Source organism: Bradyrhizobium sp. DN3 (assembly GCF_041357655.1).
Lineage (GTDB): Bacteria > Pseudomonadota > Alphaproteobacteria > Rhizobiales > Xanthobacteraceae > Bradyrhizobium.
In genome coordinates, this window is the sequence record NZ_JAULLN010000007.1 from 209,761 (window position 1) to 228,876 (window position 19,116).

The following is a 19,116-nucleotide window of genomic DNA, read 5'->3' on the forward strand; positions in this document are numbered from 1 at the left end:
GCCGCTTCTCTCAACTTGGACCATCGCGTGGCTTCCTGGCTCGACTACACGATCAATGGGCTGATCGTCGGCAATGTCTATGCCCTCGTTGCGGTCGGGCTCGCGCTGATCTTCGGCGTCAGCCGGTTGATCAACTTTGCCCAGGGCTCGATCTATCTCGTCGGCGCCTATATCGGCTGGGTCGCAGTGGTGCAGCTGCATACGCCGCTGCCGCTCACCATCATCGTGGTCGCGGTCGCTGCCGCGATCGTCGGGTTGATCATCGAGCGGTTCGGCCTCCGTCCGCTGCAGAACTCGGTGCGTATCGCGCCGCTCTTGGCGACGATCGGCATCAGTTTCGTGCTCGATCAGCTGGTGATGCTGACCTTCTCGCCCAATCCGCGCGCGCTGCCGAGCCAGTTGCCGGACGTCCGCTTCCAGGTCGGGAACGGCACGATCGGGCCGCTTGATCTGCTCATCGCCAGCGTCGGCATCACCAGCGCGCTGCTGCTGTTCGTGTTCCTGCGCTACACCAAGCTCGGCTGGGCGGTGCGCGCCACCGCGCAGGACCGTGACGCCGCGATGCAGATGGGCGTCGACGTCAACCGCGTCAATCAGGCTGTGTTCGGCATTGCGGCGGCGCTCGGCGGCGTCTCCGGCATGCTGGTCGGCATGTACTACAACCAGATCGACACCGCGATGAGCCTTCAGGCCACGCTCAAGGGCGTCGTCGCGGAAGTCGTCGGCGGCGCCGGCAACGTGCCGGGCGCGGTGGTCGGCAGCCTGCTGCTCGGATTGGTCGAGAGCTACGGCGTCGCCGCGTTCGGCACCAGCTACCGCAATCTGTTCGCCTTCCTGCTCTTGGTCGTCGTGCTCGTGCTGCGCCCGAACGGCCTGTTTGCGAGTGCCCGGCAGGCGCCGCCGGAGCCACTCACCGGCACCTTCATCGCGCCGAGCCGTCCGGTGCGCATTCCGCGCTGGGCCTTGCTGGTTGCCGTCGGTGGGTTCGCAATCCTGCCGCTGTTCCCGGTGTCCTTCTACGTGCTCCAGACCCTGATCAATGCCTGGCTGCTCGGCATGCTCGCGCTCAGCCTCACGCTGGTTGCGGGCACGGTGGGCCAGGTCTCGCTCGGCCATGCCGCGCTGCTTGCGATCGGCGCCTACACTGCCGCGCTGCTGTCGCTGGCGTTTTCCGTTCCGGTCGGCCTCGCCATCATCGGCGGCGGCCTGATGAGCGCTGCGCTCGGCACGCTCCTGATCTCGCCGTCGTTCCGTTTGCGCGGGCATTACGTCTCGATCGCAACGCTCGCCATCGGCGAGATCGTGTCGCTGGTGATCCTGAACTGGGAGAGCGTCACGCGTGGCCCGATCGGCATCTCCGGCATCCCGCCGTTGTCGCTGTTCGGCTACGACCTGATCAGCCCGGCGTCGGTCTACTGGTTCAGCCTTGCGGTGATGGTCGTGCTGGCGCTGCTGCAGGGCCGCCTGCTTGTCTCGCATCTCGGCCGCAGCTTTCGCGCCATCCGCGACGACGACATCGCCGCGCGCGCCTATGGCCTCAGCCTGAACCGCTACAAGTCGCTGGCTTTCATTTTCGGCGGCTTCGCCGCCGGCGTCAGCGGCGGCATCGCCGCGCATCTTTATTCCTACATCAACCACGAGACCTTCAACACGCAACAATCGATCCTGGCGCTGACCGTCGTCATCCTCGGCGGCCTCGGCAACGTCGTCGGCGCAATTCTCGGATCGGTGGCGCTGGTCGGCCTGCCCGAGGTGTTCCGGATCGCGGCGGAGTATCGCATCCTGATCTACGGCATAGTGCTCTTGCTGCTCGTGCGGTTCAGGCCGCAGGGCCTGTTGGGGACGATCTGATGTCCGAGCAGCACATGCCCATGTTGTCCTTGCGCGGGTTGACGCGGCGCTTCGGCGGTCTCACCGCGGTCGACGCCATCGATCTCGACCTCGCCAGGGGCGAGCTGATCAGCATCATCGGCCCGAACGGCGCCGGCAAGACGACGCTGTTCAATCTCGTGACCGGTCTCGACCGGCCCGATGCCGGTACCGTCAGCTTCGCAAGGCAGGACATCACGGGTCTGTCGCCGGAACGGCTCGCAGGCCAGGGCATTGCGCGCACCTTCCAGCTCGGCCGCGTCTTCGGCAATCTCAGCGTCATGGACAACGTCCTGATCGGCGCCCACACGCGGTTGCGCGCAGTGAAGCCGGCCGTGCCGGTGATCGGTCCGCTGCTGGAATTGGGGCTGGCGCTGCTGCGTCCTGCGAGTGTCAGGGACGAGGAGGAGCGGCTGCGCGAGGAGGTGAAGGTCATTCTCGCCCGCTTCGGCGAACGGCTGCTTCCGCGGATCGACCAGCCCGCCTATAGCCTCTCCTATGCCAACCGCCGCCGCGTCGAGATTGCACGTGCGCTGGCGCTGAAGCCGCGCCTGCTGCTGCTGGACGAGCCGACCGCCGGCATGAACCCGACCGAGACCGCGGAAATGCAGACGCTCGTCGCCGAGCTCAAGGCGGAGGGGCTGACCATCCTCCTGATCGAGCACAAGCTGGAGATGGTGATGCGGCTGTCCGACCGCGTCATCGTCATGGACGAGGGCAAGAAGATCGCGGAAGGGCCGGGCGAAATGGTGCGGAGCGATCCCAAGGTGATCGAGGCCTATCTCGGCCACGGCCTCTCAGGAGCGGCGGAGCAGGAGAGCGCGGCATGACGAACCTTTCTCCCGCACCGCTGCTGGCGCTGTCTGATGTCAACACCTTCTATGGCCAGGCCCAGGTGCATTTCGACCTGTCGATATCGGTCGCACGCGGCCACATCGTCTGCCTGCTCGGCGGCAATGCCAGCGGCAAGTCGACGACGATGAAGATCATCCTTGGCCTGGTGAAACCGCGCTCGGGCGAGGTGACCTTTGACGGCGCCTCGCTGATCGGGCTGACCACGCCGCAGATCGTCCGCCGCGGCATCGCCTCGGTGCCGGAGGCGCGGCGGCTGTTCGCGGACATGAGCGTGCGCGAGAACATCCTGATGGGCGCTTTCGTGCGCAACGATCGCGATGTCGTGGCCCAGGATCTCGACAGGATGCTCACGCTGTTCCCGAAGCTCGGCCAGCGGCTGTCGCAGCGCGCCGGTTCGCTCTCCGGCGGCGAGCAGCAGATGGTGGCGATGGCGCGCGCGCTGATGAGCCGTCCCCGCATGATCGTGATGGACGAGCCGACCATGGGCCTGTCGCCGCTCTATGTCGACCGCGTGCTGGAGCTGATCCGGACCATCAATCAGGACGGCGTCTCGGTGTTCATGGTCGAGCAGAATGCCAGCCTCGCGCTCGAGATCGCGCATGAAGCCTATGTGCTCCAGACCGGCAAGATCGTGCTCTCCGGCCCGGCGCGGACGCTGAAGGACGATCCCCGCATCCGCGACGCCTATCTCGGCGGCTCGGAGGCTGCGTAGTAATTGGAGCGCGCCGTCATCTCCCCATCGTCATGGCCGGGCTCGTCCCGGCCATCCATGTCTTGTGGCACGAAGAACGTGGATGCCCGGGACAAGCCCGGGCATGACGACTTTCTCCGGGGCTAGTCAGTGTGATGATTCTATGAAAAAATCATACCGCTGGCGCGACGGGGCGTGCAACGGACGGAATGATTGTCGTGACGAGATGGTCTTTGCGGGCGGTCGAGCCCGGAGCGGCGCTGCTGTTCGGCGCGCTCATTGCCGCCAACATCGCCGCGTGGGCGTGGGCCTTTGCGCTGTTTGGCGATCGGCCGACGGTGATAGCGACCGCGCTGCTGGCTTGGGTCTTCGGCCTCCGCCACGCCGTCGATGCCGACCACATCGCCGCGATCGACAACGTCGTGCGCAAGCTGATGCAGGCGGGCGGCGCGCCGCGCAGCGTCGGCCTCTATTTCGCGCTCGGCCATTCCACCGTCGTCGTGGTCGCGACCATGCTGCTCGCGCTTGGCGTGGTGAGCCTTGGCGGCGACAGCCTGCTCAAGGAGATCGGCGGCGTGATCGGCACGTCGGTATCGGCGCTGTTCCTGCTTGTGATCGCGGCCATCAACCTCGCTATCTTCGCCGGCCTGTGGCGGACGTTTCGCGCGGCGCGGGACCAAGGTATCCATGACGCCGCGGGCCTCGATGCGCTGCTGGCCAATCGCGGCGTCCTGGCGCGCCTGCTCGGGCCGATGTTCCGCCTGGTGACAAAGCCGGGGCATATGTACCCGCTCGGCTTCCTGTTCGGGCTTGGTTTCGACACCGCGACCGAGATCGGCCTGCTCAGCATTTCCGCCAGCGAAGCCGCGCGCGGTACCTCGCTCGCCGATATCCTGGTCTTTCCGGCGCTGTTTGCATCAGGCATGGCGCTCGTCGATACCGCCGACTCCGCGTTGATGGTGAGCGCCTATCGCTGGGCCTTCGTCGATCCCCTGCGAAAACTCTGGTACAACCTCACGATCACCGGCGCCTCGGTCGCAGTGGCGCTCTTCATCGGAGGCATCGAGGCGCTCGGCCTGATCAGCGATCGGTTCGATCTCTCCGGCGGCCCGTGGGCGGTGGTCGAGGGCCTCAACGAGTCGCTGGCGAATGTCGGCTTCGTCGTGATCGCGCTGTTCGCGATCGCCTGGCTCGTCTCGGTCATACTCTATCGCCGCATGTTCTCGGATGACGCGCGACGCTCGCCGGATGCGGCCCGCGGCTTCGATGCGACCGAGGCGGCGTAAGTGAGGAGACGCCCCTGAATCCGCCAGCTCAGAGCGCGGCGGCGCTTTGCGCGGGCTCCGCCGGCAAATCATCGCCATTGGGATCGCCCGGCGCCGTCGCCCAGGCCAGCTCCACCAGCGTCACGATCCGGCGGCCGCCGCCGTCGAGCTGGCAGACGATCAGGCCCTGCTCCTCCATATAGCTGAGCAGCCGCTGCGCGCGGCGCAGCGAGTGCGAGCCATAGGCGCGCGCGATCGCGGCATCGCCGGGACACGGCCAGCCTTCCTTCGCCGCGCGCGCGATCATCATGAACACGCCCTGCATGTCGTCGGGCAGGATCGAGGCGCGCAGCGACACGTCCTGCCAGGCGTCGTCGTCGGCGAGGTCAGTGCCGAGCCCGGCGCGGGCGTGCGTCAGCATGCGGCGGAATTCGTTGAGATCAGGCACGGCCGCGCCGAGCCCCTCGATGCGGCAGCGGACCACGAACTCCTGATAGAGCACGCCGATGGCGCGGAAGCCGGCATCGGGCTCGGCGAGCACGGCACGAAGGGTACGATCCACGCGCTCGCGCCGCTCCGCGAGCTCTTCGGCGCTGACCGGAAGCTCGATCGGCTCCGCGCGCGCTTCCGGCGCAGCTGCCGCCTTTGCGGCGCGGAGCTGCTCGAGCAGATCCGGTGCGGGCCGGCGCTGCGGGCGGCTGGCATCGGGCGGCGGCGCCGCCAGGATCACGGCGCGCGCATCTTCCAGCGTCGCTTCCGGCAGCGGCATCAGCCGCGGTGTGGAATTGCGCGGGCTCGTGTCGGTCGGGCCGATGTTCAAACGCAGGGGACGCCGCGACAGCGCCGGTCCCAGCGCCATGAATTGGCCACGCTCGAGATCGCGAAAAGCTTCGGCCTGCCGCCGCTCCATGCCAAGCAGGTCGGCGGCGCGCGCCATGTCGATGTCGAGGAAGGTCCGGCCCATCAGGAAGTTGGAGGCTTCCGCCGCGACGTTCTTGGCGAGCTTGGCCAGACGCTGGGTCGCGATGATGCCGGCGAGCCCGCGCTTGCGGCCGCGGCACATCAGATTGGTCATGGCGCCGAGCGACAGTTTTCGCGCCTCGTCCGAGACTTCGCCCGCCACCGCCGGCGCGAACAGCTGCGCCTCGTCGACGACCACCAGCATCGGGTACCAATGATCGCGGTCGACGTCGAACATCCCGCCGAGGAACGCCGCGGCGCGCCGCATCTGGTTCTCGGCGTCGAGCCCTTCGAGATTGAGCACGGTGGAGACGCGATGCAGCCGCGCGCGCTCGCCGGCGACCTGAAGGCCGCGCTCGGTGTGATCCTCGGCCTCGATCACCAGATGGCCGAAGCGCTCGGCCAGCGTGACGAAGTCGCCTTCGGGGTCGATGATGGCCTGCTGCACCCAGGGCGCGCTCTGTTCCAGCAGCCGCCGCAGCAGATGCGATTTGCCGGAGCCCGAATTGCCCTGAACCAGGAGGCGGGTCGCGAGCAGTTCCTCGAGGTCCATGGCCGCCGCGGCACCCGCCGTGGTCTGCCCCATCTCGATCGCAACCGTCATGTCCCCGACTCAAGTCCCGTCATTCGCGGACAGGGGCTTATCAACCCGGCCGGGGCGCGTCGAGCGCTACCGCGCGAATCAGGCCGTGTTGCCCACGGCGGAGTTCAGAGATGATGCGACAACCGTAGAAGCGCGGGCCAATAGGGCGGTTGCGGATCGTCGTCCTCATTCTCGGGGATGGTGCAGGATCCGAATTCCTGCCTGATCCGTTCGATCTCGGCGATGCGCTCGTGCAGCCGCTGCAAATGCTCGGGCGACTTTGCGCGCCAGAACCGGAAGGTGTCGGCGGTGAGCGGCAGGAATGCGGTGCCGAACAGCGTCGGATCGGGAACGACGGTGTGTCCCAGTAGCAGGAACCGCTCGGTGCCGGACACGACAAGGGTCGCATAGCCGCGGTTTCCGATCCGCCTGATCCCATTCAGCGACCATTCGGCAAGCTTGCTGAAATACGGCTCCTCGCGCCAGCGGTCGGGACAATCATCATCGACCGTGACGTTGACGGCGTCCTGGCTGAAATGCACCACGATGCCCGACTTCGCCGGAAACCAGTCGTCGTCGAGATGGCCCTGCAGCCAGGCACAGACGAACGACCGGCACATTTGCGGGCGGCGATCGTAGATGGTGCATCCCATGCCGGCCTGCCAATGTTTGCAGAGCTGGTTCACCGGCTTGTCGACGCCGGCCACTTCGAGGATATCGCAGCAGGCGTTGCATGAGCCGCATTGCCGGACCGGGCGGGCCGCCTTCGGCAGGCCGGTCGCACGAAAACCCTGGCCGTCGCGCACCAGCAGCTTCTGCTTCTCCAGTGCGGTCAACGCGCGCTCGATCTTGAGACGGGACAGTCCGGTGGCGTCGATCACGCTCTTCATCGTCGTCGCGCCTGCCTCGACCGCGCGGACGACGCTCAGCATCGCCTGATCCATTGTTGTTGTTCTTGTTCTCTCGGCCGTGCATTGCGATTTCGCCGGAACAACCGACCCGGCAAAACAGGTCATAGACACCTGACCTAAAAAGATATGTTGCTCACCTCTCTGCCGGCTGGGCAAGAAGCCGGACCCGTTCTGCGCGCATGCAACGTTTGCGCGAATGAAGGGCCTGCACGTGAGGGGAGCCCATTCGCGTCGAATCGACTCGCTTTGCTCGCGAAGCGCCGGGATATGACGGGCGGCATGCCGTTCGTCTCACGCAGTCGTGATATCAGCGGACCGCGCGTAGGCGCGATGCGAGGGCGACGACCCGGCCGCGTGACCAATGGGTGCGACGACTGTCGTTGAGTTTGCGCCACACTGGGAACAGTGCCGTACGCCGAACCTGCAGTGAGCGCTGGTTCAGATCGTCACGGAGGCGCGGCATGAGTAACGTTGGGCGCAACGCTCGGCGCCGGCGCCCGCCGTCTCGGACATTTCGACTTGGTCACGCGCACCGGTGCGGTCACGCTGGTCGCCATGACCGGCGTGATTCGGATTCAAGCGCTCTGGAGTGCGTGAGGGCCGACGTCGCTGGAAACGGCGCGCTACTGCGCGCCGGATCCGCCCTGCACGATCTTCTCGTTCAGCTTATGGTCCACGGTGTCGACGGTGCGGTCGATTTCGGCGTTGGGCACACCGAGCTGATGCGAGATCAGCTTCACCAGCAAGTCGACGCGCTCGATGAAGGGCGCGCCGCTCGCGACCGCGCGGGCCGCCGATGACGGCTTGAGCAGGCTTTCGGCGGCCTTGGCATATTTCGCGAACGGCACCTGGTCCTGCGGGTCGGCGCCGAGCCGGCGGGCGATGGCATCGACATGATCGTAGATCGTCTGCGACCGCGCGAGGTCGCCATGCACGGCGTCACGGATCGACTGCGGCTCATTCGGCGTGATGCAGCGGTAATTGCCGGTCAGCAGCATCGACCATTTCGCCAGCGGCACGAACAACGAGTCGAACACCTTCAGCTTCACCGGCACGTCGTGGCCGTCGAGTGTCACCGCGTCGATGTCGGCTTCGAGTTCGCGCAGCAGCTTGTTGTGCTTCTCGTCTGCGAACACCGATGCCTTGAAGTTCGTGGGCAGGCCGACATGAAGCACGTTCGCCGCCTCTTCCGGCGGACGGAACGCCTGCGGGTCGGGCGAGCACAGCGTCACCAGCCCCGGCTCGAACCGCTCCCACACCTGCGCATTGGTGTAGGCCTCCTCGAGATCCATGTCTGCGAGCGCCGGGATCCGCTTCAGATAGGGCAGCGGCGGCATGTTCATGATCGAAAGGCACGGCAGCTTCGCCGCCGCGATCTTGACCATGAGAACGCGCACCGTGTGGTTGGTGTATTGCGGCTCTTGCATCGCGAGGCCGACCAGGTCGTAACGGGAGAGGTCGACATTGGCCGGTGTCACGGCGTCGAGCTTGCCGGGCAGGTCGCGCGAGAAGATCGCCCGGTGCACTGCCTCGTCGCGCAACTTGATGCGCACCTCGGTACCGTCCCTGTTGATCAGCTCCGCGGTCTTGGCGCGGCACACCAGGGTCACGTTATGACCCGCCATCAGCAGCTTCGTGCCCAGCAGGGAGCCGTAAGAAGCTCCGAGAATCAATATGTTGCGCGCCATGCTCCGTCCCTTTGACAATGTGTGTGATTTTTGAGCCCCGGCCGTCAGCCGCGGGCGAGTTGCCGGCATCTAAAGCGAACTGCGTGGGGATGGCAACTGGGATAATGCATACAAGGAGGTGCCGGTCCCGTCGCATCCGCGCCTGTGTCGCCTCCCCGTCAATCCCATCATGCGAAAATATTCCACTTTACCGAAATTCGGATTTGTCGTATGTGCCGCCCATCCCGGCTCACCCTTGAGGGGCGATCATATGTCGTGATGATCGCAGAGCCGGGCTTGCGGTGGACGCGGCAGCGTCGGGCGCGAAAGCTGCGGGCAGGGCGGATTGCTCTCCGTGAGCCCTAAAGTTTCGCGCAGACGGACGGCGCTGTCAGGTTCGTCGCGCCAGCATTTCGATGGCAACGTGCACAACGCCGTCGAACCCTGTGGCGCAGGCGAGCCGCGCGTACGGCAAAACCGTGTGGTCCTGAGCGCCAGCGAAATTTTCCTTCGCCAAACAACGCAAAAAACCCTTAAAAATCAAAGTCTTGGACGATGTGCGCTGGCAACGAAAAAGGCCCGCCCGGATCAGGCGGGCCCTAATAGGCCCCAGTCTCATTGAAAGGGCGCTAGCCGGGGCTACCCGAAGCACGCCGGCCGCGCCCCTTGCCCCGGCCTCGGCGACGGTCCGGAACATATGCATCCACCTCGCGCTGCCAGCGGGCAATTTCGCTCGCAAGCCAAAGCCTCCTGTTCGGGCTGACGAAAGTCCCCCGGGGAAACACGCCCTCCTTCATCATCCTGAAAAGCGTGGCCCTCCCGATCGGGATGAGCGCCAGAATTTGCTGTTCGGTCAGCATTTGTTGAGGTGTGTCCGGCGTCAGGTCTTCCGGCATCGCCGACCTCCATCCTTTACTCAACTCCCGTTTCGGCTCCGCCGTCTGCCGCCCGATCGCGCATCAAACCTTCGCTGCGATCGGCGCTGACTTGCGAACACTGCCCTTCGATCGCGTTGTTTTCTCTTGCTCGGCGATCCACGTGCGCAACGTGCTGCGGCGGGCGCAGATGATTTCGCCCAATCGAAAGACAGGCAGGTCCGAATGTGCGGCCAAATGATAGACGCGCCGTCGCTTGGCCGGCGAACCGAACATGAAGCGAGCAATTTCTTCTGCGCCTTCGAGCAGATCGTCGGCGACACAATTGTTTTCGCGCGCCTTCATGGGTTACTCCTACGTGCGAAGGACATTGGCGACAGCAAGAATTGTCCGCTCGCTGATCCCTGTTCTTTCCCTCCGGTCACCACTTTCCCCGATCGCTGGATTTCGTCGATCTGCGAAAGAAAAGAAGTCCATGTAGCTGGTGTTCAAAAGCGAAATTCCAACGAGAACCTTAGGAACGGGCTTCTCGAATTCGATCGAGAACCTGTACCTCTCATTGGGGAAACGCTTTCTGCCGAGAACGTGGCCGCGTGTACCCAAAAGCGCGACTATCTTGGTGACGTAGTCGGCCAAGCATTCCCGCTTGGCGGCCGAGATCATTTCCTCGAATTCGCTGCCGAACTCGCTCGTTTGCCTATTTCGCTTCGCTTGAAGCGCTCGGTACTGCGCAACAGCGGCTGGTGCGGTGCGGGCCGTGTCCGCCGTGTTGACGGCAATCAGCAAGTTCGCCGCGTCTCGTTCTTCCATTTGCGCGGCCGAGGTTCCCCGCCCGGAGGTCCGGATCAGTCCGTGCTCGCGGACAGCCCGGCCGATCGCGCCGGCGCGCTCCGCATCGATCCCTTCCACATCTGCTATGGCAGCTACCAACTGACTAAGTGTCGCCATGACAATCACCCATTTGCAATACTTGCAAATGGAGCGAGATGTGTCAAACTCCATTTGAGAAAATATCAGATGGCGGTCTTTGGCAGCGAGAGCAGCTGTCTGAAACGGAACGCCGCCCTGCTTGGGGGCAAGCAGGGCGGCGCCAACTTGATCTTCCGACCGGACAGGTCGGGCTCGCAAGGCCCCCGTAGTTTAAGTCCGGTCGCCGAGACCCCGCAAGGACAAGGGAGGACCGGGCCAATGATAGCACCGGGCCAGCGACAAACCGTCCGCAGCGACTGGATCGAGCGCGCCCGCGCGGTGACCGCCGGGTCGGTCTTGCACGAGCGCGGCATCCTCAAGGCCCTGAAAGGTCGCAACGGCCAGCTTGCGGGACCGTGCCCGAACTGCGGTGGCAGGGATCGCTTCGGCGTCAACCTCAAAAAGGGCCTGTTCAACTGCCGTGGCTGCGGGACCGGTGGCGGCGACGCGATTGCGCTCGTCCAATTCCTCGACGGCTGCGACTTCGTGCGTGCAGTTGAGACGCTGGTCGGGCCGCCGCCCAATGGCAGGACGGAAACAGACGACGAGCGACGCACCCGCGAGCAAGGTGCCATTGAGCGACGCGAACGGCTGGAGCGCGAGCGGATCGAGCGCGAGGGCCGCGAGGCAGAAGAGTTACGCCGGCAACATCAGAAGGCGAGTTGGCTGTGGTCGCAACGGCAGCCGATCGGCGGCACTGTCGCCGAACTTTACGTGCGCGAGGCGCGCGGCATCACCTGTCCGCTGCCGCCGACGCTATGGTTCTTAGCGCCGCGCAAGCCCGAGCACCATCCAGCCATGATCGCGGCCTTCGCGCTGCCGCATGAGGTCGAGCCTGGGCTGCTCGGCGAGCCGCGCGGCGTCGAAGCGGTGCATCTCACGCTGCTAAAGCCGGACGGCAGCGGCAAGGCGGATGTTGACGAGCCGAAGATCGTCGTGGGCAGCCCCGGAAGCCTGCCTATCGTGCTCGCGCCGCCGAACGACCTGCTCGGCCTCGCGATCACCGAAGGCATCGAAGACGGCTTAAGCGTGTTTGAGGCCACCGGCTGCGGCGTTTGGGTCGCGGGTTCCGCCCCCCGCATGCCAAGGCTCGGTGCCGCGATCCCGAGCTGGGTCGAGTGCATCACAATCTGCGCGGACGACGACAAGGCGGGCCGCAAGAACGCCTATGCCCTCGCCGAGCTACTCGACCAGCGCGGCGACGTGGAGGTGAAAGTAGAGGGCCTGCCATGATCAAGCGCGATGATGTGAATGACACCCTCCGCAATGATGGCGTCGGCGCCGTGCGCGAGCGCTACGACAACGCGAAGAACTATCGCAGCAAGCGTGAGAACGAGCGAAGTGAGCCGCCGCAAGCGCACATGCTGCCGCCGCCCGGCATGCCGATGGCGGTGGCGCGTGAGTTTATTGAGCGGTGCGGCCGTTCCGACGACGGCGAACTAACGATCCGGCACTGGCGCGGTGGCTGGTGGATATGGCGAACGTTGTACTGGCAGGAGACCGATGATCGAGCCATGCGCGCCTTGCTCTACAAGTTTACCGAGAATGCTTTCTACCCGGCGGCTGGTGGTCCGGCGGATTGGGCACCGAACCGTCATCGCATCGGCGACCTGGTCGAGGCACTCTCCGCAGTCGCGTTTCTGGCTGCCGACATCAACCAGCCGACATGGCTCGACGGGCGAGAGACCGGCACCATTGTCGCCACGGCAAACGGGCTGCTCGACGTCGAACGTCGGCGGCTCTACCCGCACTCGCCGCTGTTCTTCAATCAGACGGCAGTCCCATTCGACTACGCCCCGACTGCGCCGCCGCCAAATAAGTGGCTCGCCTTCCTTGCCGAAGTGTGGCCGGACGAGCCCGCTGCCGTCGATGCGCTCAGCGAATGGTATGGCTACGTGCTGAGCGGAAGGCTCGACTTGCACAAAATTCTATTGATGGTCGGCCCGACCAGAGGCGGCAAGGGCGTGATCGCCCGCATCCTCAGCGCGCTCGTCGGCGAGCGGAACGTTGCGGGACCGACGTTGAGCAGCTTGGGCGGCGAGTTCGGCCTCGCGCCGTTGCTCGGCAAAACATTGGCAGTGATCAGCGACGCCCGTTTCGTCGGCAAGAACAGCAACGTCGTCGTTGAGCGCCTGTTGAGCATCAGCGGCGAAGACAGTCTCACCGTCAACCGCAAATATCGCGACCAATGGACCGGGAAGCTGCCGTGCCGTCTGCACATCGTTTCAAACGAACTGCCAAAGTTGGGAGATGCATCAGCAGCCATCGTCGGGCGCATCGTTTTGTTGATGCTGTCGCGAAGTTGGCTCGGCAAAGAGGACCACGGCCTCGAAGTCGCGCTGCTCGACGAACTGCCCGGCATCTTGAACTGGGCGCTCGCAGGCCTGCATCGGCTCACAGTAACTAACCGCAACAGGTTTACGCGCGTTAGCACGGCCGATGAAGCGATCGCTGCGATGCGCGATCTGGCAAGTCCTGTCGCCGCCTTCGTGCGCGAGCGATGCGAGATCGGCAAGCCCGAGTTCGAGATCGAGGTCGGGCGCCTGTACGTGGACTACAAAAATTGGGCCGAGCACAACGGCCACCCGAAGCCCACCAAGCAGGTGTTCGCCCGAGATCTGCGCGCAGCATTTCCGGCCATCAGGATGAAGCGACCGCGAACCGAGGAAGAGAAGCGGGTCCGCTTCTATGTCGGCATCAAGCTCAAGCAAGACTAATGACTACAGCCTACAATAGCGGGGACTGCGGACATCGCGGACCTGACCTTGGATGGAACCCGGCTGTGGTCCGCAGTGTCCGCGATCCAGCTCACTGTAACCTCTATTACGGTGGGGACCGGCCATGACCGCGCCGGTTCGGATCGACCACGGCTTTACGGCCGACTTGCGTGCGGGGCGGCTAAATGCGGAGGCGTTGGATGCTTTGGCGGGCGCGCTGGATTTGGCGATCGACAAGCCGGCAGATGCCGCCGCCGCGCTCGGGCTGGAACGTTCAAGGCAGGAACAGTCGGCTCAAATCGCCGCGCGGAACGAGGTTTTGCGAGAAGCAGGCGGAAGCCTGCCGGCCGTGCTTTCCCTAAGTGCCAAGGCCGCGCTGATCCGATCAGCTTTCCTGAATTATCGCGCGGGCGCTTGGCGACGCGACCGCTTGCTTGACGAATGTCCCATGCATCATCGTGGCACTTTGCGAGAATTCGCTTGGCGCGCGCTGCGGCTGCACGACGGCATTCCCGAGGCGCGAACAATCCGGCGAATACTTGGCCGAGAGCCGGTGCGGCGGCCAACCAGCTAATGCAGGCTTGCGCATGAGTGATCTCCATGGAGAACGTCATGGCACGCAATGAATTCCAGAACACGGCTGGCTTTCCTACCGCTTCCTCGGCCTCGCCTTACGGGGGCGTAGTCGCCGGACCACTTCAAGCAATGATGGCGATGCGGACGGGCGATCCGATGGAAGTGCTGCCGAACGAGGCACGGGAAAAGTTCCGGGAGCTTGAGCAGAAGCGCGGCGACGCCGGCATTCTTGTCCGAGCAATCGTTGAGGATCAGCAGCAATTGCGGATCGATATTCAGCGACACCAGAACCGGATCAAGGAATTGCAGACTCCGCGCGGCACGGGCGGCTTCGACCTCGGCGATGATGCGCCGCAAGTCATTTCGGAACGGCGCACTCTTGAAGAAAAGCTTGCAGAGCAGCGCCGCCTCACTGCGCTCAATGAGGCGCGATCGACCGTCTATCAAAGGATCGGTGAGCTGGTCCGCAACGTCGAGCAAGCCGTCGCTGCGCGTCCTGCCGGATGCATCGGCCAGATGGTCAAAATCGATCTCCGGGCGTTCAAAGGGAGTATTCTTGACGCGATCGAAGCGCGCCGGCAGCGCTGTCGCGAGTTGAAGGCCGATCTCCATCGCGTTCGCTCTGCGCCCTGGCCGAGTGACTTTGTAAAGCAAAAGATGCGGGAGCAGATCAATCGGGTAGCCGAAAGTGGGCGGCCACTGGTGGAGCAAGCCGTCGAGCACAACGAGCAAGTCTCGTTTCCTAGTCAGAGCCATCAAGTGCGAATTTTCAACAGTGATCCTGCTGCCATTGGTTACGTCGAGCTGCCGAACACGCTGGAGGTAGTGTTTTGGTTGCACCGAGACGAATTGATTGCATCTATGGAGCGCGCGGTTGACGAGATCGCCGACGATCAGAGCGCCTTGACCGAAGAACAGCGCCGCGATGCTGAGGCCGAAATTCACGTCGATCTGCTGGCAGTCGAGCGTGAAGAGTGCGCGCTTGTGGAAATCGCGCAATCGCAGGGATTGCCGGCCGACTATCGCGTCGATTGCGATGTGCGTGCGATCTTGGGCTTTGAGTGGGTGCCCGCGCCCGCGCGGGTGCCCCGCGAAGACGACGGCCAATTTGGTGTTGTTCGCAGAGTTGGCCCCTAAAGGTTTGAGAATGCGCCGCTGGTGAAAGTTCGAGCATTGGCATGGCGGCGCGTCGGCGGCGGCGGAAGTGGGTTTCCTGTTCTCCCATCCGCCGCTGCCGTTTCCCGGCCCGGTAAACCGGTTTACCCGCGTTTATCCGAGCGGCTCGACTCGGAGTAGCCCGGGGCCGGCAAACGCTCCAGCGGCCGTTACAGGCGAGGCCGTGGGAGGTCCGCCTCACGGAGCGACAGGTCCGAGAGCTTCGATATCCTCACTCCATGGGCGGCGTCGTCGCCAGTCGTCCGCCGCTCTCGCTCGACGCTGTACGCCGCTTTGAGCATGGCGAGAAACCGCGCCCGATCGGGCCGCGAAAGCGACTTCCATAGCTGCCATGTCCTTTCCAAATCCGTCACCGGCTCCATCCTCCGGAAATTGCAATATTAGCCAGCGCAGCAAAATCGGGAAAGGTCGCCGCCAGATATGCGAATGGCCCGGCGTCCCGCGTACCCGCGCCAAATTGCGCGACCGGTAGGACCCGGTGAAAGGCTTGCCCCCCGTGCCGGCTGGCCCCAGCCGGTTCCAATCCGTGCTATCAGTGCATGATTTGCTCGAACTGGTTGTCGTCGCCCATGTTGCAGTCTACGCCTGACGAGAAGCAGGCCATCATCGATTATATGACCTCGCAGGCGCCCGACCTCACCGTCGAGTTCTTGCAGAAGGTCTATGCCGAGAACGTCCTGAGCCATCAGCATGTCGTCTGGGACGTTCACACGGATGTCGATCGTTGGTGGGTCATCACCAATCCGACCAACCTGTACTCGCAAGAACAGTTTCCGAACATGGACTTGACCGTCACGTTTCATGTTGGCCTCTGCCTGCGCATCCCGCGCGGCCAAAGAACGAAGCTGTCAGAGCTATCCGTCGAGCCACTGGCCGGATGCTTTCGGCATATCAGCGAAGCCTCGGAGGCTCTGGCAACCGCACAGGAGGTCAGTGATTTTCAGGCTGTCGGCGTCCGTTGCCGTGAGGCGTTGCTTGCTTTCACCAGCGCCGCGCAGATTGTGGTGCCTTGGGTCGGCGATGCTGCCGGCGAACCAAAACAAGCCGACTTCAAGGCGTGGGTCGATCACATCTGTTCCGTTTGCCTTGCGGGTCAGGCGCACGAATATCGGCGCCATCTGTTCAAGACGCTGCTCGACGAGGCGTGGCGCTTTTCCAATTGGCTCACACACGCCAAGGCCTCGTCATGGCACGACGCCGAGGCCGCGACGACCACGGTGGAACATGCCCTTGGCCTGGCGGCGTCTCTCGTGATCCGCCATCTCCGTGGCGTGCCCGACGCATGTCCCGCCTGCGGCTCGAACCGGCTATCTCCTCAACGCGGGTTTCACTCAAGCGTGCCCGATGTCGAGTGGGAACGGCCGACATGCGAGAAGTGCGGGTGGACTGGTGAGCCGGTGCCGATCCTCGGCGATCCCGAAGCCTACGTTGCGGAGGAGGAAGATCGTCCGCCGCCCGAAGGCGAGTGCATCATACCCACCGTGCCGCTCCGGGAACTTCGGAAGCCGTCGGGAAGAAGTAGCGAGTAGGTCAGTCGAGCCGTGCCCGTCCGGCCCTGCTCGATGATATTGCCGCCTGTCGGCAAGCGGTTATAGACCTCGTGCAGTTCCTCGGTGTTTTCGACCTGAATGCCGAGAGGCCTCGGCGATCGGTGTCGAAGCTCGCCGAAACTAAGGGACGGCGCTATCTAGCGCTTCCGAGCCCGCCCATCCGCTCCAACTGTCTTTCCAGCCTACATACACTCGCCTTGCCAGGTTGGTAAACGCCGGATGCCAATCGTCTTCAAATCGCTCGATGCCTTCGTAGGTGAAGATATCAACGCCTGCGTACAGGACCTTCTTGGTCCTCCGATTTTCTCTCCGGTTCTCCGGAAAGAAGCTATGGGCGAGAGCATTCCGCAGCGCATTTAGTTTGTTTAGATGATCACGCACATCCCGAGGGATTGGCTTGATGGCGTGGACTAGGTCGGCCTTTTTCATCAGGTAAAGCTCGTCCAGCATGTGGTGGACAAAAACTCTAAACTTCTTGGTCCGCCATAGCTTTCCAAAGTGGAATTGCTGTTTGGGCACCCTGAAAAAAGTACTTTGCGATCACGTCGGATAGGATTTCATCCATGAGGGTGTAGCGCGTCACGATGTGGGCGATGACCATATTGCGTATCGCCAGCTTGATATGAACACCAAGGTAGTCTCGATCGATCTCTTCGTCGAAATCGGCAAAGTTAGTCTTCGTGATTGCGGCGATTTCCCTGGCTTCGGATATCAGCCTTTGCTGGTGAGGAGTAAATCGCATGCTGGCCCCCGGTTTTCGTGGAAAATCCACAATAATCTTGTAAGAGCATTAGTGTTCAATCTGGACGCGAGTTACATTCGTCCATGGCTCGCGTCCAGAACCCTATGCTGTTTTCAACCTATTTCGGCATACCGGCACAAGCCTTGGTGGGTGCTGGGCTGATCGACCCTTTCCTAGACGTTGATATGCCGCTGTTCATAGACCCGGTGCTGCTGGAGAAGTCCGGCAACAAGACGATCAATACATCGGCCATTGGCCGGTTTCGCAGGCACTTCGAGATACTGGTGCGCATGCTCAACATCTCGAAGGCAGAGGATGACCCAGCTTGGAAAGCAGCCCGGCGCCAACTTGACTTGAGTGAGCCGCCTGAGAATGGGCTGGGATACGGCGGCAGCGGCCGATCGGGCAACTCCCGGCCTGAGGACATTCGAGAAGCCATCCTTCGCACCAGCAAGGAGATCATCACGCTGGGCGCGAGCGATCCAGAGATGATCTCGCTAATGGGTTTTTTTGAAGAGGATGTGGGTCCCGACACCATCAGCGACATGACAACGACGGTCATCATCGAAGACTTGGCGGCGATCACGGAGGCTTTCTGCCAGGCTAATGGCGTGCCTCTGTTTTCGTCGGAAATCTGTGCAAGCCACAAGCTGCCGAAGTACGTTGATCCCCAAGGTCGCTCCGCACCGATCGTCCTCATTCCGGAGGATATTGTCCGCGAACTGCCCATTGCCAATGATTGGTCGGATATCGAGCGCGCTGCGATGGAAAATGCGCGAATACGTGAGCGCGTAAACCGGCTTCTAGGTGGCATTGCCCGGCCCACCGTGGCAGATCGGAAGCATGCGCTTCGCGGTGCCGCCTTGGGCTCGCAGGCGGACTTTGACTTCTTCTTGGCGGCTGTGAAGGAAAATGTCGGTAGCTATGATCCTAACCTAGATGCGCTCGGCTACTATAGGCTCAAGGCAATAGTCGCGAACGGGTTTCCGGACCTCAAGCAGACAACTCGTTATGACCTAAAGCTCGGCCCCGGCGAGATCATGCGCGTCGCCAAAGATACGATCGACCAGTTCAAGAGGCATGTAGAGGCCGGTAATCTTTGGGAGGAGCTTTGGGTCGGCGGCAAGCCCAAGAAGGAGCGCGCCTCCCAACTCATCTACTACGCGATCGCTGATGCATTCTGTAAGGCGAACGATTTGGATATCTCGCCCGAGGCAAACATGGGCGGCGGGCCGATCGATTTTAAGTTCTCAAGCGGCTATCAGGCCCGCGTATTGGTCGAGATGAAACGATCAGGCGGCACGGTCGTGCATGGCTATGAGAAGCAATTGGAATTCTACAAAACCGCGTCACAAACGGAGTTCGGCGTGTTTGTCATCATCGACTACGGTGATCTAGGCAATAAGCTGAATGAGGTCAGGCGCATTCGAGATAGACGTCTTAACAATGGCGAGCGGGCCTCAGAAATCATCGTAATCGACGCCACTCGGAAGGCTTCGGCAAGCAAGAGAAAGTGATGCAGAGCGCGGCCTATGCCGCCGCCTTATCTTCCTTGTCCCGACCTCGCATGACGATCCCGAGCGCATCGTCGCGCAATGGTCGTTGCAACGCCTTCGCTTCATCCCATGGCGCGCGCATCCAGACGTCCCGTTCCTCATCGGGGGTCAGGATCACCGGGATTGCCCTGTACCCCGGGCTCAGCGATTTGAC

The 19,116-nt window shown here is 63.2% G+C and carries 18 protein-coding genes and 1 pseudogene; 10 read left to right on the top strand and 9 right to left on the bottom strand.

Translation table 11 applies throughout. From position 1 onward, the window contains the following. Positions 1–27: 27 nt before the first annotated feature. The 4 genes from AAE027_RS13120 (at position 28) to AAE027_RS13135 (ending at position 4,701) form a co-directional block, all read left to right on the top strand. Positions 28–1,851, top strand: coding sequence for an ABC transporter permease (locus AAE027_RS13120; RefSeq protein WP_370988411.1), 1,824 nt, complete (start codon positions 28–30; stop codon positions 1,849–1,851). After that, positions 1,851–2,699, top strand: coding sequence for an ABC transporter ATP-binding protein (locus AAE027_RS13125; protein WP_370988412.1), 849 nt, complete (start codon positions 1,851–1,853; stop codon positions 2,697–2,699). The genes AAE027_RS13120 and AAE027_RS13125 overlap by 1 nt, the downstream gene beginning before the upstream one ends. Continuing rightward, complete coding sequence (locus AAE027_RS13130; protein WP_370988413.1) at positions 2,696–3,436, top strand: ABC transporter ATP-binding protein; 741 nt, start codon at positions 2,696–2,698, stop codon at positions 3,434–3,436. Before AAE027_RS13125 ends, AAE027_RS13130 begins: the two co-directional genes overlap by 4 nt. Before the next feature lie 188 nt (positions 3,437–3,624). Next, a complete protein-coding gene (locus tag AAE027_RS13135) occupies positions 3,625–4,701 on the top strand; it encodes a HoxN/HupN/NixA family nickel/cobalt transporter (protein WP_370988414.1) in 1,077 nt (358 codons plus the stop codon). A 28-nt stretch (positions 4,702–4,729) separates the two neighbouring features. On the opposite strand, the gene AAE027_RS13140 is transcribed toward AAE027_RS13135, so the two are convergent. The 6 genes from AAE027_RS13140 to AAE027_RS13165 all read right to left on the bottom strand — a co-directional run bounded on the left by AAE027_RS13140 (position 4,730) and on the right by AAE027_RS13165 (position 10,624). Continuing rightward, complete coding sequence (locus AAE027_RS13140) at positions 4,730–6,244, bottom strand: helicase HerA domain-containing protein (protein ID WP_128937954.1); 1,515 nt, start codon at positions 6,242–6,244, stop codon at positions 4,730–4,732. Between the two features lie 104 nt (positions 6,245–6,348). Next, the gene (locus tag AAE027_RS13145) at positions 6,349–7,167 is read right to left on the bottom strand and encodes a YkgJ family cysteine cluster protein (protein WP_370988415.1); all 819 of its coding nucleotides are present in this window, start codon (positions 7,165–7,167) and stop codon (positions 6,349–6,351) included. 590 nt (positions 7,168–7,757) lie between these two features. Then, complete coding sequence (locus tag AAE027_RS13150; RefSeq protein WP_370988416.1) at positions 7,758–8,822, bottom strand: ketopantoate reductase family protein; 1,065 nt, start codon at positions 8,820–8,822, stop codon at positions 7,758–7,760. 608 nt (positions 8,823–9,430) lie between these two features. Next, a complete protein-coding gene (locus AAE027_RS13155) occupies positions 9,431–9,697 on the bottom strand; it encodes a helix-turn-helix transcriptional regulator (protein WP_370988417.1) in 267 nt (88 codons plus the stop codon). Between the two features lie 63 nt (positions 9,698–9,760). Further along, a complete protein-coding gene (locus AAE027_RS13160) occupies positions 9,761–10,021 on the bottom strand; it encodes a hypothetical protein (RefSeq protein WP_370988418.1) in 261 nt (86 codons plus the stop codon). 9 nt (positions 10,022–10,030) lie between these two features. Continuing rightward, on the bottom strand, positions 10,031–10,624 hold the full coding sequence (locus tag AAE027_RS13165) for a hypothetical protein (RefSeq protein ID WP_370988419.1): 594 nt from the start codon (positions 10,622–10,624) through the stop codon (positions 10,031–10,033). Positions 10,625–10,942: 318 nt separating this feature from the next. Here AAE027_RS13165 and AAE027_RS13170 point away from each other — a divergent pair, with 318 nt between their 5' ends. The 5 genes from AAE027_RS13170 (at position 10,943) to AAE027_RS13190 (ending at position 16,643) form a co-directional block, all read left to right on the top strand. Further along, positions 10,943–11,878 (top strand): DUF7146 domain-containing protein, encoded by a 936-nt coding sequence (locus AAE027_RS13170; RefSeq protein ID WP_370988420.1) that lies wholly within the window; start codon positions 10,943–10,945, stop codon positions 11,876–11,878. After that, positions 11,875–13,362, top strand: a complete 1,488-nt coding sequence (locus AAE027_RS13175) for a DNA primase family protein (protein WP_370988421.1) — start codon at positions 11,875–11,877, stop codon at positions 13,360–13,362. The genes AAE027_RS13170 and AAE027_RS13175 overlap by 4 nt, the downstream gene beginning before the upstream one ends. A 124-nt stretch (positions 13,363–13,486) precedes the next feature. After that, the gene (locus AAE027_RS13180) at positions 13,487–13,936 is read left to right on the top strand and encodes a hypothetical protein (protein WP_370988423.1); all 450 of its coding nucleotides are present in this window, start codon (positions 13,487–13,489) and stop codon (positions 13,934–13,936) included. Positions 13,937–13,962: 26 nt separating this feature from the next. After that, positions 13,963–15,075, top strand: coding sequence for a hypothetical protein (locus tag AAE027_RS13185; RefSeq protein WP_370988424.1), 1,113 nt, complete (start codon positions 13,963–13,965; stop codon positions 15,073–15,075). A gap of 608 nt (positions 15,076–15,683) precedes the next feature. Continuing rightward, on the top strand, positions 15,684–16,643 hold the full coding sequence (locus tag AAE027_RS13190) for a hypothetical protein (RefSeq protein ID WP_370988425.1): 960 nt from the start codon (positions 15,684–15,686) through the stop codon (positions 16,641–16,643). A 141-nt stretch (positions 16,644–16,784) separates the two neighbouring features. Here AAE027_RS13190 and AAE027_RS13195 read toward each other — a convergent pair whose 3' ends face one another. Together AAE027_RS13195 and AAE027_RS13200 are read right to left on the bottom strand one after the other, a co-directional pair. Beyond that, positions 16,785–17,114, bottom strand: a complete 330-nt coding sequence (locus tag AAE027_RS13195; protein ID WP_370988426.1) for a hypothetical protein — start codon at positions 17,112–17,114, stop codon at positions 16,785–16,787. A gap of 16 nt (positions 17,115–17,130) precedes the next feature. Then, on the bottom strand, positions 17,131–17,406 hold the full coding sequence (locus AAE027_RS13200) for a hypothetical protein (protein WP_370988427.1): 276 nt from the start codon (positions 17,404–17,406) through the stop codon (positions 17,131–17,133). 104 nt (positions 17,407–17,510) lie between these two features. On the opposite strand from AAE027_RS13200, the gene AAE027_RS13205 reads away from it, so the two are divergent. Continuing rightward, positions 17,511–18,923, top strand: a complete 1,413-nt coding sequence (locus AAE027_RS13205; RefSeq protein WP_370988428.1) for a chromosomal replication initiator DnaA — start codon at positions 17,511–17,513, stop codon at positions 18,921–18,923. A 13-nt stretch (positions 18,924–18,936) separates the two neighbouring features. On the opposite strand, the pseudogene AAE027_RS13210 reads toward AAE027_RS13205, so the two are convergent. Next, positions 18,937–19,092, bottom strand: a pseudogene (locus tag AAE027_RS13210) (SOS response-associated peptidase); the annotation flags it as partial. Between the last annotated feature and the right edge of the window lie 24 nt (positions 19,093–19,116).